General features: G+C 69.6%; 10 protein-coding genes and 1 pseudogene. 10 read left to right on the forward strand and 1 reads right to left on the reverse strand.

What is annotated here, in order from left to right:
- The first annotated feature begins 9 nt into the window (after positions 1-9).
- Positions 10-1,572, forward strand: coding sequence for a winged helix-turn-helix domain-containing protein (locus SLW56_RS17710; protein ID WP_295910800.1), 1,563 nt, complete (start codon positions 10-12; stop codon positions 1,570-1,572).
- Here the strand turns inward: SLW56_RS17710 and SLW56_RS17715 are convergent.
- Complete coding sequence (locus SLW56_RS17715; protein WP_295910801.1) at positions 1,556-2,680, reverse strand: serine hydrolase; 1,125 nt, start codon at positions 2,678-2,680, stop codon at positions 1,556-1,558. The genes SLW56_RS17710 and SLW56_RS17715 overlap by 17 nt on opposite strands.
- Positions 2,681-2,874: 194 nt before the next feature.
- On the opposite strand from SLW56_RS17715, the gene oleD reads away from it, so the two are divergent.
- The 9 genes and pseudogenes from oleD to SLW56_RS17760 all read left to right on the forward strand — a co-directional run bounded on the left by oleD (position 2,875) and on the right by SLW56_RS17760 (position 10,820).
- The gene (gene oleD / locus SLW56_RS17720; RefSeq protein WP_295910802.1) at positions 2,875-3,885 is read left to right on the forward strand and encodes a 2-alkyl-3-oxoalkanoate reductase; all 1,011 of its coding nucleotides are present in this window, start codon (positions 2,875-2,877) and stop codon (positions 3,883-3,885) included.
- 63 nt (positions 3,886-3,948) lie between these two features.
- Positions 3,949-4,107 (forward strand): DUF1328 domain-containing protein, encoded by a 159-nt coding sequence (locus SLW56_RS17725; RefSeq protein ID WP_003468167.1) that lies wholly within the window; start codon positions 3,949-3,951, stop codon positions 4,105-4,107.
- Between the two features lie 244 nt (positions 4,108-4,351).
- Positions 4,352-4,534, forward strand: coding sequence for a hypothetical protein (locus SLW56_RS17730; protein WP_295910803.1), 183 nt, complete (start codon positions 4,352-4,354; stop codon positions 4,532-4,534).
- A 24-nt stretch (positions 4,535-4,558) separates the two neighbouring features.
- A pseudogene (locus tag SLW56_RS17735) lies at positions 4,559-6,241 on the forward strand (S9 family peptidase).
- Between the two features lie 78 nt (positions 6,242-6,319).
- A complete protein-coding gene (locus SLW56_RS17740; protein WP_295910804.1) occupies positions 6,320-6,961 on the forward strand; it encodes an SCP2 sterol-binding domain-containing protein in 642 nt (213 codons plus the stop codon).
- Positions 6,958-8,616, forward strand: coding sequence for a ubiquinone biosynthesis regulatory protein kinase UbiB (ubiB, locus tag SLW56_RS17745; RefSeq protein WP_017911447.1), 1,659 nt, complete (start codon positions 6,958-6,960; stop codon positions 8,614-8,616). Before SLW56_RS17740 ends, ubiB begins: the two co-directional genes overlap by 4 nt.
- Positions 8,617-8,642: 26 nt before the next feature.
- Positions 8,643-9,218, forward strand: a complete 576-nt coding sequence (locus SLW56_RS17750) for a class I SAM-dependent methyltransferase (protein ID WP_267126306.1) — start codon at positions 8,643-8,645, stop codon at positions 9,216-9,218.
- Between the two features lie 178 nt (positions 9,219-9,396).
- Positions 9,397-10,170: a pseudouridine synthase gene (locus tag SLW56_RS17755; RefSeq protein ID WP_267121739.1), complete on the forward strand. Its 774-nt coding sequence runs from the start codon at positions 9,397-9,399 to the stop codon at positions 10,168-10,170.
- A 320-nt stretch (positions 10,171-10,490) separates the two neighbouring features.
- Positions 10,491-10,820: a hypothetical protein gene (locus SLW56_RS17760; RefSeq protein WP_152182509.1), complete on the forward strand. Its 330-nt coding sequence runs from the start codon at positions 10,491-10,493 to the stop codon at positions 10,818-10,820.
- Positions 10,821-11,176 lie beyond the last annotated feature (356 nt).

Below are 11,176 nucleotides of genomic sequence, written 5' to 3' on the forward strand. Positions count from 1 at the left end.
GGCAAGACGATGGCCGCGCGCTACCGGCTGGGCAACCTGCGCATTGACGCGGCGCGGCAGCGGGTCGAGCGCGACGGAGCGGTGCTGGAGGTGGGCGGGCTGAGTTTTCGCCTGCTGCATTACCTGCTGCAGCAGGGTCAGCGCGTGGTGGGGTTCGATGAACTGATCGCGCAGGTGTGGGCGCCGGCGCTGGTCAACGAGGAGACCGTCACCCAGCGCGTGCGCCTGCTGCGCCAGGCGCTGGGCGACACCTCGCGGCAACCGCGCTATCTGCGCTCGGTGCGCGGCCAGGGGTATCAACTGTGCCTGCCGGTGCAGTCCGACGCCGCCCCCGATCCTGCCGACGCCGCCCTTGCGCCGCGGCCGATGTGGCGCAGCCGTGGCGCCTGGGCGATCGCGGCCGGTGCGGTGGTGATCGTCTCGGCAGCGATGGCATGGCGCTGGCAGGCGGCCGCGCCGACGCCAGCCGCGTCGCCGCTGCTGCAGCGCGCCGAGTACTACGCCGGCATCGGCCAGCGCGACGACAACGCGCGTGCGATCGCGCTGTACCAGCAGCGCCTGCAGCAGGCACCGGACGAGGCGGCGGCATTGATCGGCCTGAGCCGCGCCTACAGTGCGCGCGTCTGCCAATACGACGGCGACCAGCAGGTCGCATTGCGCGCGCAGCGGTTGGCGACGCAGGTGCTCGCGGCGCACCCGCGTCTGGCCGCCGCGCATGCCGCGCTTGGCTATGCGTACGATTGCCGCGGCGACAACGCCGCGGCGCTGGCCGCCTACGAGCGCGCGTTGCAACTGGACCCGCAAGCCGATGCCGTGCGCGGCTCGGCGGCCTATCTGTACGAGCGCCAGGGCCGCCTGGCGCAGGCGCTGGCGGCGAACATGCGGGTGCGCGATCCGACGCGGGTGCGCTTCCTGACGCTGCAGATCGCCAGCAACCTCGATCTGCTGGGCTACGCCAGCGCCGCTGAGGTCCGCTACCGCGACAGTTTCCAGCTCTATCCCGACAGCGCGTATTCCAATCTGGCGTGGCCGCGCTTCCTGTTCTTGCATGGCCGCACGGCCGAAGCCCAGGTCGCGCTGGACCAGGCGCTGGGGCGCGGCACCGACTACGCCGGGCTGTTCCTGCTGCAGGCGGAGCTGGCGCTGGCGCGCGGCGACACCGCGCACGCACGCCAGGCCAGCCTGCAGGCGATGCGTCTGCGGCCGCAGGGCAGTTTCGTCCAGACCGTGGCCTGGACGCTGCAGGCGCAACCGCTGCCGCCGGTGCCGCAGTTGCGCGCGCGGGCCCAGGCTTTGCTGGACGGCGTGACGCGCGGCACCGACCTGCTGGATGCGGTGGATGCGTCGCTGCTGCTGCAACTGGCCGGCGACCGGCCGGCGGCCCTGGCCGCGCTGCGCCGGGCGCAGGCCGCGGGCTATCGCGACGGCGCCTACCTGCGGGTGTCGCCGCTGCTGGCGCCATTGCGCGCCGAGCCGGGTTTCGCGGCGCTGCTGGCGCGCAACGAGGCCGATGTCGCCGCGCAACGCGTGCAGGCACAGCGTGCCGGACTGGTGCCTACGGCAGTGCCGTGAGCACGTAGTCGGCGAGCAGCGCCTGCGATTGCGGGTGCATCTGCGGCCGGTTGTAGGCACGCCGGGTGATCACTACCACCAGGCGTTCCTCCGGCAGCACGAACACATAGTTGCCGCCGTTGCCCGACATCGCCCAGACCCCGCGTTCGATGCCATGCGCCTGGAAGCGGAAGCGCCACAGCAGGTAGCCGTAGTCGGCATCGTCGCGGGCTTGTGCATGCACCTGGGTCATTGCCCGGATCCATGCCGCCGGCAAGACCTGCGTGCCGTGCCAGCGGCCCTCGTCGAGCAGGAGCTGGCCGAACTTGGCCAGGTCGCGGCTGCGGTAGCGGGTGCCGCCACCGCCCATGCCCACGCCTTCGGCGGCGTGCAGCCAGCGTGCACCGACGATGCCGAGCGGCCGCTCCAGGACCTGCCCGGCGAAGTCCTCCAGGCGCTTCCCGGTGGCCTTCTCGAGCAGCGCACCGAGCAGGAAGCTGCCGGCGGTGCAGTAGGAGAAGGCGCGCCCATACGGGCTCTCCTCGGGGCGGCGCATCCAGGGCGCATAGCCCTTGAGCGGCAGGTCCAGCGCGAACTGCGTCCAGTCGGCGCTGACGTACATGCGTTCCTCGTGGCCGCTGGAAAAGGCGTTGTCGTCGTCGCACTCCCATTGCGAACTCATCGTCAGCAGGTCTTCGACGGTGATCGCGCGCTTGCGCGGCGCATCGTGCTGCCAGTGGTGGTCGCCGAAGAAGTCGTAGACGCGTGCCTGCACGCCGGGCAGGCGGCCGCGGGCGATCGCCGCGCCGACCAGCAGCGCGGTCACGCTCTTGGTCGCCGAGCGGGTGTCGTGCAAGGTCTGCCGGTCGGCACCGCCGAGGTAGTGCTCGTAGACCAGGGCGCCGTCGCGCACGATCAGCACGCTGGTGGTATCCGGCGCCGCGCCGTCGGCGATGGCGCGTTCCATGGCGGCCAGCCGGTCCAGCTTCCAGCCGCCGGTGGCGGCATCGGCGACGGGCCAGCCGTCATCCTGCGCCGGCGGTGCGGTCGCGGCCGTTGCTACGGCGGCGGAAGCACACGGAACGACGAGGGAGAGGGTGAGGCACAGCAGCAGCGGCAGGGGCGACATGGCGGAACTCCGGTGGAAGGCCAGCGCACTTACGCCCGTGGCATCGCTGAAGTGCCTGATGCCAGAGTGAAGAATTCTGAAGGTCAGTCGGATCAAGGGCTTGCGCGGCTTGCATCGCCGGCGTCGTCATCGCGGATCGCCTTCGCCGGCGCCCCCGGCTATCGTGTGCGCCCTGGTTCGATCGGTACGACGCGATGAAGATTGTGGTGACGGGTGGCGGTGGATTCCTGGGCCAGGCGCTGTGCCGCGGGTTGGTGGCGCGCGGGCACCAGGTGGTCAGCTACAACCGCGGGCACTACCCGGAACTGCAGGCCTTGGGCGTGGCCCAGGTGCGGGGCGATCTGGTCGACGCGCAGGCGCTGCAGCATGCGCTGGCCGGCGCCGATGCGGTGTTCCATAACGCCGCCAAGGCCGGCGCCTGGGGCAGCTACGACAGCTACTACCAGCCCAATGTGGTCGGTACCGAGAACGTGCTGGCGGCCTGCCGCCTGCACGGCGTGTCGCGCTTGGTCTACACCTCCACACCGAGCGTGACCCACCGCGCCACCCATCCGGTCGAAGGCCTGGGCGCGGACCAGGTGCCCTACGGCGAGGATTTCCAGGCGCCGTACGCGGCGACCAAGGCGATCGCCGAGCGCATGGTGCTGGCCGCCAACGACGCGCAGCTGGCGGTGGTGGCGTTGCGCCCGCGGCTGATCTGGGGGCCGGGCGACAACCAGATCCTGCCCAAGCTGGTGGCGCGCGCGCAGGCCGGGCGCGTGCGCCTGGTCGGCAGCGGCGACAACAAGGTCGATTCCACTTACATCGACAACGCCGCGCAGGCGCACTTCGACGCCTTCGAGCACCTGGCGGTGGGCGCGCCCTGCGCCGGCAAGGCCTACTTCATCTCCAACGGCGAGCCGTTGCCGATGCGCGTGCTGCTCAACAAGCTGCTGGCCGCGGTCGGCGCACCGGCGGTGACCAGGACGCTTTCGTTCAAGGCCGCCTACCGCATCGGTGCCGCCTGCGAAACCCTGTGGCCGCTGCTGCGCCTGCGCGGCGAGCCGCCGCTGACGCGGTTCCTCGCCGAGCAGCTGTGCACCCCGCACTGGTACAGCATGGAGCCGGCGCGGCGCGACTTCGGCTACGTGCCGCAGGTAAGCATTGAGCAGGGACTGCAGCGACTTGCGTCCTCATGGCGCCACGACATGCCCGTCACTCCTTGACGACCCGCGGTTTCCGAAGATGATGCCGCGCCGATTCGGCACGACAACCTTCTGGACATTGCCATGCTGCATTACGCCATCATTTTCTTCGTGATCGCCATCATCGCCGCCGTGCTCGGTTTCAGCGGCATCGCCGGCGCGGCGACCAACATCGCCTGGATCCTGTTCGTGGTGTTCCTGATCCTGGCGGTGATCTCGATGTTCCGCCGCGGCAAGGTGTAGTCCGCCGCGACAATCGAACCTCGATGCTTGCCCGCGGCGCCCTGCGTCGCGGGCAAGTCGTTTCTGGGCTCCGCGCCGCGAGGGCGCCTGCCGCCCGGAGGCAGCGCGGCGGGGCAGGGCTGGACGTTCCGCTCGGCGCTTGTCACCATCCTCCGCTCAGGGGACAGGGGCGGATCGAATGCGAGCGTGGATCGTGTGGGCAGGCCTTGCGCTTGCGGGGAGCGCGTGCGCGCAGGTGCCGCCGGTGGACCTGGCGCCGTATATGCAGCGCGACCAGTTCGACCGGGTCAAGATCTCCCCGACTGGTGCCTACTATGCAGTGATCGCGCCCCTCGAGGACCGCACCGTGCTGGCGGTGATCCGGCGCAGCGACAAGCAGGTCTCGGCCAAGATCATGGGCCAGGCCGATTCGGTGGTGCACGATTAGTGGTGGGCCAGCGACGAGCGCATCGTGGTGTCGATGGCCGAGCGCCTGGGCGCACTGGACCGCCCCGTGGCGATCGGCCAGCTGCATGCCATCGATGCCGACGGCAAGAATGCGCGCTTGCTGGCCAGCCCCTACGGGCTCAACGACAGCGTCAACGGCGTCACCTACAAGGCCGGCCTGGATCCGTCGGTGTTCATGCTCGACACCTTGCCGGACGACCCGCGCGCGGTGCTGGTGTCGGTGGTGGAGCAGACCAAGGACCCCACCGTGCATGTGGACAGGCTCGACATCTACAACCACCGACGCACGCCGGTGGCGCGCGCCCCGGTGGCGCGTGCGGACTTCGTCACCGACCACGGCGGCCACGTGCGCTTTGCGCAGGGTGCCGAGACCGGCAGCACGGTCAACAAGCTGTTCTACCGCAACGATGACGCCAGTCCGTGGCGGCTGATCAACGACGAAGCCAGCAGCGGGCATCGCAGCTTCCCGCTGGGCTTTTCCGCGGACGACAGGATCGCCTACCTGCAGGTGGAGCAGGCCGAAGGGCCCGACGCGGTGGTGGCATGGGACCCGCAGAGCGACCGGTCCACGCCGCTGCTGCGCGATGCCAAGGTCGATCCCTATCAGGTGCTGCGCGACCTCGATGGCCGCACCCCGATCGGCGTGTCGTTCATGAGCGACTGCGTGCATAACCGCTTCTTCGACGAGACCGCGCCGACGGCGCGGCTGTACCGCGCGCTGGAGCAGGCCTTCAATGGCGATGCGGTGTACATCACCTCCGCCACCGCCGATCGGCGCCTGCTGATGCTGTACGTGTGGAGCGATCGCAACAACGGCGATTACTTCCTGTTCGACACCGCGGACAAATCGGCCAAGCGGGTGTTCAGCCGTCGCGAATGGTTCGTGCCGGAGCGGATGCCGTCGACCCGTGAGGTCGCCTTCAAGGCCAGGGATGGGATGGCCCTGTACGGCTATCTGACCCTGCCGCTGCAGGCGCCGGCCGGCAAGCCGCTGCCGATGGTGCTGTTGCCGCATGGCGGGCCGTTCGGCCTCTTCGATGGCTGGGAATTCGACGACGATGCGCAGGTGCTGGCCGCAGCCGGCTACGCGGTGTTGCGGGTGAACTACCGTGGCTCGGGTAACTACGGCCGCGCCTATACCCAGGCCGGTGCCCGGGAGTGGGGCGGGCGCATGCAGGACGATCTCACCGATGCCACCCGCTGGGCGATCGACCAGGGTATCGCCGACGCCGCACGCATCTGCATCTACGGCGCCAGCTACGGCGCCTATGCCGCGCTGATGGGCGCGGCATAGGCGCCGGACCTGTACCGCTGCGCGGCCGGCTATGTCGGCGTCTACGATCTGGAAACCATGTACCGCGACCAGGCCAGATACGCGCGTTGGACCAAGGCCTGGGCCGGCGACTGGCTGGGCGAACGCGACAGCCTGGCGGCGCGTTCGCCGGTCAATCTGGCTGCGCGCATCCGCGTGCCGGTGTTCCTGGCGGCCGGCGGCAAGGACGAGCGTGCGCCGATCGAACACACCGAGCGCATGGAAAAGGCGTTGAAGAAGGCCGGGGTGCCGGTGGAGTCGTTGTATTTCCCCAACGAGGGCCACGGCTTTTATACCGAGCCGCACCGGCGCGCCTATTACACGCAGTTGCTGGCGTTCCTGAGCAAGCACCTGGGCGGCGCGCAGGCGCAGTAGCGGTTGGCGGTGGCATGGCGGGACATCTGTCTCGCCCTGAGCACGGCCTGGCGACGTGTCTGCCGCTAGAATGCGGGGATGTCTGGATCCCCCCTCGATGCTCTCAAGCCCCTGGCCGGCCGCGCGCTGGAAGCGGCGCTCAATCGCGCGCTGGCGCTGGACTCGGAAACCGGCGAGGCCCTGCGCGACCTCGACGGCCAGCGCGTGGCGCTGACCTTGGAGGCGCCGGCACTGGCCCTGCAGATCCGCGTCGACGGCACCCAGCTGCGGGTCGGTCCGGTGGATCCGGCGCAGGAGCCGGAGCTGGCGGTGCGCAGCACCCTCGGCGGCCTGCTTGCGCAGTTGCCGTTCCTGGCGCAGGCGCGGCGCCCCGGCGGCCCCGGCGGGCGCGTGCGGGTCTCCGGCGATGCCGAACTGGCGCGGCGTCTGCAGCAGTTGGCGACGCGCTTCGACCCGGACTGGCAGCGGCCGTTCGTGCAGGTGTTCGGCGAGGTGCTCGGCGTGCAGGTGGCCAATACCGCGCGCTCGGCGCTGCAGCAGGCCCGACGCAGTGCGCAGGACCTGGCGCAGAGCGCGGCCGAGTACGTGACCGAGGAGTCGCGCGACGTGGTCGCGCGCGCCGAGCTGGAGGCTTTCTACGACGACGTCGACGTGCTGCGCGACGACATCGAACGTCTGGCCGCGCGTGTGGCGCGGCTGCAGCCGGAGCGCGGCGCATGAAGGCGATGTTCCGCGCCAGCCGCATCGGCCGGGTGATCCTGCGCTATCGCCTGGACGACCTGCTCGACGGCACCCCGGCCGAGCGCTGGCTGCGCCTGGCCAAGCCGTTCGTGCCGCGCGCCAGCCCCGACATCGCTGCGCAGTCGCGCGGCGCCCGGCTGCGCCTGGCGCTGCAGGACCTGGGGCCGATCTTCGTCAAGTTCGGGCAGATCCTCTCCACCCGGCGTGACCTGATGCCGCCGGACGTGGCCGAGGAACTGACCCTGCTGCAGGACCGGGTGCGCCCGTTCGACGGCGAGGCGGCGCGGCGCATCGTGGAACAGGCGTTGGGGCGGCCGATCGCGGTGGCGTTCGCGACCTTCGACACCGAACCGCTGGCCTCGGCCTCGATCGCGCAGGTGCACGCGGCGACGCTGCACGACGGCCGCGAAGTGGTGGTCAAGGTGCTGCGCCCGGACATCGAGCGGCAGATCGACGCCGACATCGCCTTGCTGAAATCGGCCGCCGCGCTGGTCGAACGCACCCACCCACGCGCCGACAAGATCCGCCCGCGCGAGGTGGTGGCCGAGATCGAGACCACCCTCGCCGCGGAGCTGGACCTGCAGCGCGAGGGCGCCAACGCCAGCGTGTTGCGCCGTTTCTGGCTGCACTCGGACGACCTCTACGTGCCCGAGGTGATCTGGACCCACACCGCCGAGCGCGCGCTGACCCTGGAGCGGGTGCGTGGCATCCCGTCCGACGACATCGCCTCGCTGGACGCCGCCGGCATCGACCGCCGCGCGCTGGCGGCCAAGGGCGTGCGGGTGTTCTACACCCAGGTATTCCGCGACAACTTCTTCCATGCCGATGCGCACGCCGGCAACATCTGGGTCGACAGCGACCCGGCGCGCCGCGACAACCCGCGCTTCATCGCGCTGGACTTCGGCATCATGGGCCAGCTCTCGCAGGAAGATCAGTACTACCTGGCCGAGAACTTCATGGCCATCTTCAACAAGGACTACCGGCGCATGGCCGAGCTGCACGTGGAGGCGGGCTGGATGCCGGCCAACGTGCGCATCGACGAGCTGGAGGCGGCGGCGCGCTCGGTGTGCGAGCCGTACTTCACCCGGCCGCTGTCGCAGATCTCGCTGGCCGAGGTGCTGATCAAGCTGTTCCGCGTGGCCCAGCGCTACCAGCTGACCCTGCAGCCGCAACTGATCCTGCTGCAGAAGACCCTGCTCAACATCGAAGGCGTCGGCCGCCAGCTCGATCCGGAACTGGACATCTGGGCGGTGGCGCGGCCGGTGCTCGAACGCATCCTCATCGAGCGCTACAGCCCGCAGCGCGCGCTGCACGAACTGCGCAAGCGCCTGCCGGAGATCATGACCCACGCGCCGGACATGCCGCGGCTGATCCACGGCTGGCTGCGCCAGCAGGTCGAGGGCCGGCACGAGCTGTCGATGCGCTCGCGCGACCTGTTCGAACTCAACCTGCTGGTGCGGCGCATGCAGCGGCGGGTGGTGGCGGCGATCGCCGGCGTCGGCCTGCTCACCGTGGCCACGCTGCTGTACGCGCTCGACGCGGGCGGGCCGCAGCTGGGCGGGGTGTCGCTGTGGGCCTGGATCAGCGGCGGTGCCGGCACCGCGGCCTTGCTGTCGGCGTGGTGGCGGCGCTGAGCGTGGCGGCGCTGGATCGCGCGCGGCTGCACGCGGTGCGCGCCGAACTCGGTGAGGAAGGTCCGCGTCACGATGCAGGCCAGCCCGAGCGCGCGCAGCGCCTGCTCAATATCACCCCGGAGACCGGCGAACTGCTGGCGGTGCTGGTGCGCGCCACGGCTGCGCGGCGGGTGCTGGAGATCGGCACGTCCAACGGCTATTCCACCCTGTGGCTGGCCGAGGCCGCGGCGGCGTTGGGTGGCGGCGTGACCACGCTGGAATATGCCGCGCACAAGATCGCGCTGGCACAGCGCAATTTCGCCCACGCCGGCGTGGAGGGCTGCGTCGACCTGATCCACACCGATGCCGGCGCCTGGCTGGCCGCTGCGGGTTCGGCCACGTTCGACCTGGTGTTCCTGGATGCCGAGCGCACGCTGTATTGCCACTGGTGGCCGCAGCTGCGTCGCGTGTTGCGGCCGGGCGGTCTGCTGGTCGTGGACAACGCGCTGTCGCACGCGACGGAGATGGCGCCCTTCGCCGCGCTGTTGCAGGCCGATGCCGCGTTCACCTGCACCACGCTGCCCGTCGGCAACGGCGAACTGCTGGCGGTCAAGGACGCGTAGGCGCAGCGCGGCGGCGTGCCTGCCCGCGACGTGCGTCGTCGGGTCAAGCAACCGTCGGCGCGAGCTGCAGCCACGTCGTCATCGGTGCCATGGGTGCCGTTGTCGTGAGCGAGGTCATGGCTCAGTGCAGCGGACACTGCCGCTCGGCGCCACCTGCATGCGCGCCTCGTTGCCTGCAATGCGCATTGTCGCGCCGCGGCACGGCGCGGATAATCCGGCAGTGAACACCGACGCCGATTCCCTGCAGATCCTCTATCAAGACCCGCTGCTCGCCGTGGTCGACAAGCCCGCCCGGCTGATGGTCCACGACAGCAAGCTCGCCCGCGGCGAGGACGATTTCCTCGCCGACCGTCTGCGCGCACAGCTGGGTCGGCCGATCTTCCTGGTGCACCGGCTCGACCGCGCCACCAGCGGCTGCCTGCTGCTCGCCTTCGACCGCGATACCGCCAGTGCGCTGGGCAAGGCGCTGATGGGGGGCGGCGTGGACAAGGACTACCTGGCGATCTGCCGCGGCTGGCCGGCCGAAGACCGCTTCGAGGTCGACCACGACCTCGACGGCGGCCCCGGCAAGCCCATGAAGAAACCGGCGCAGACCCGCTTCGCGCGCCTGGCCTGCGGCGAACTGCAGGTACCGTCGGGCGAGTTCGCCACCTCGCGCTATGCGCTGCTGCGCTGCAGTCCGGTGACCGGGCGCTTCCGGCAGATCCGCCGCCACCTCAAGCACCTCTCGCATCACCTGATCGGCGACACCAGCCATGGCGATGGCCGCCACAATCGCATCTTCCGCATGCAGGGCGTGCACCGCATGCTGCTGCACGCCGAACGTTTGGCGTTTCCGCACCCGGACGGCCATCGGATCGCGGTGACGGCGCCGCTGGATGCGGAATTCGTGCGGGCGTTCGGCTTGTTCGGCTGGGATCCGGCGCCGTGGCGGGTGGATGCGAGTAGGTAAGCAGTGGGATAGCGGATCGGTGAGTGCACATGGTCTGTACCGCTGCGTCGATCATCTCGGTGAAAGCATCGACGTTCGTTGACGCAAGTCACGTGGTCTCATCACAATGCGGCCTATCGGGGGAGAAACGCCGCCAGGCGTCGCAGCGCATGCGTGCGGGGAAAGCGCTGCAGTTTGGCGTTCGACGCGCGAAAGCGATGCACGGTTCGCGCTGAGGTCGGAAAGCACACACTACCGGATGTGGCAAGTGGTCAGGCTCGACTGCGCTTCTGCGTGTGTCGCGCATCGACTGAAGTGGATGTCTAACAAAGGGGGAAGACATGAAACAAACGCGCGCACCCTGGTCGGTGGGGCTACTTTTTTTGGGCGCTGCCGCGCTGGCGCAGGCGGAGCCTACGAGCGATCTGGTGAGCGTCGTTTCGCTCCGGCCCTATATCGGCGACTCGATGGTCTACATCGAGGTGGATTCGGACGCCTTATGCGGCACGCTCACGTTCACCATCGATACCTCGCAGCCCAACGGCAAGGAGGTGTACGCCGCGGCGATGACGGCGCTCACCACCGGCAAGAAGGTGCGTTTGGAGGTGCCGACGAGTATCGGTTGCAAAGGCTGGGGCAGCAAACTGCAGTCGATCTACATCTACCGGTAGCACGAGCCACGTAACAGCTTTTTTCTGCACTGTTCCGCCCAACCAACGTAGGAGCGGCTTCAGCCGCGACCGGGCGTTCCCGACGCATCCCGGTCGCGGCTGAAGCCGCTCCTTGTATCTGGACATGTCGCCCCTAAACAGGCGTCATGTCTTCCGACTGATCATCGGAGGAGGTGCGGGAGGTCCAGTCGCTCCTAAAGCTTCGAGCTTGCATCGCAGATCGGCTCCGCCCTCCACATGCTGGCCCTTGTGTGTCCGAACGGTATCCAGAGTCCGCCCCCAGGCGTGAACTCGCATCGACAAGGCAGGACCGGGCCCAGCGCCGATCATGACCCTGACACGATGGAGGAATCGCG

The organism is Xanthomonas sp. LF07-6 (genome assembly GCF_034105445.1).
GTDB classification, from domain to species: domain Bacteria; phylum Pseudomonadota; class Gammaproteobacteria; order Xanthomonadales; family Xanthomonadaceae; genus Xanthomonas_A; species Xanthomonas_A sontii.

Bases quoted from the DNA above. Each gene is read 5' to 3' on its own strand.
- SLW56_RS17710 (WP_295910800.1), top strand. From the start codon at position 10: ATGGCCGCGCGCTACCGGCTGGGCAACCTGCGCATTGACGCGGCGCGG.
- SLW56_RS17715 (WP_295910801.1), bottom strand. From the start codon at position 2,680: ATGTCGCCCCTGCCGCTGCTGCTGTGCCTCACCCTCTCCCTCGTCGTT.
- oleD (WP_295910802.1), top strand. From the start codon at position 2,875: ATGAAGATTGTGGTGACGGGTGGCGGTGGATTCCTGGGCCAGGCGCTG.
- SLW56_RS17725 (WP_003468167.1), top strand. From the start codon at position 3,949: ATGCTGCATTACGCCATCATTTTCTTCGTGATCGCCATCATCGCCGCC.
- SLW56_RS17740 (WP_295910804.1), top strand. From the start codon at position 6,320: ATGTCTGGATCCCCCCTCGATGCTCTCAAGCCCCTGGCCGGCCGCGCG.
- ubiB (WP_017911447.1), top strand. From the start codon at position 6,958: ATGAAGGCGATGTTCCGCGCCAGCCGCATCGGCCGGGTGATCCTGCGC.
- SLW56_RS17755 (WP_267121739.1), top strand. From the start codon at position 9,397: ATGCGCATTGTCGCGCCGCGGCACGGCGCGGATAATCCGGCAGTGAAC.
- SLW56_RS17760 (WP_152182509.1), top strand. From the start codon at position 10,491: ATGAAACAAACGCGCGCACCCTGGTCGGTGGGGCTACTTTTTTTGGGC.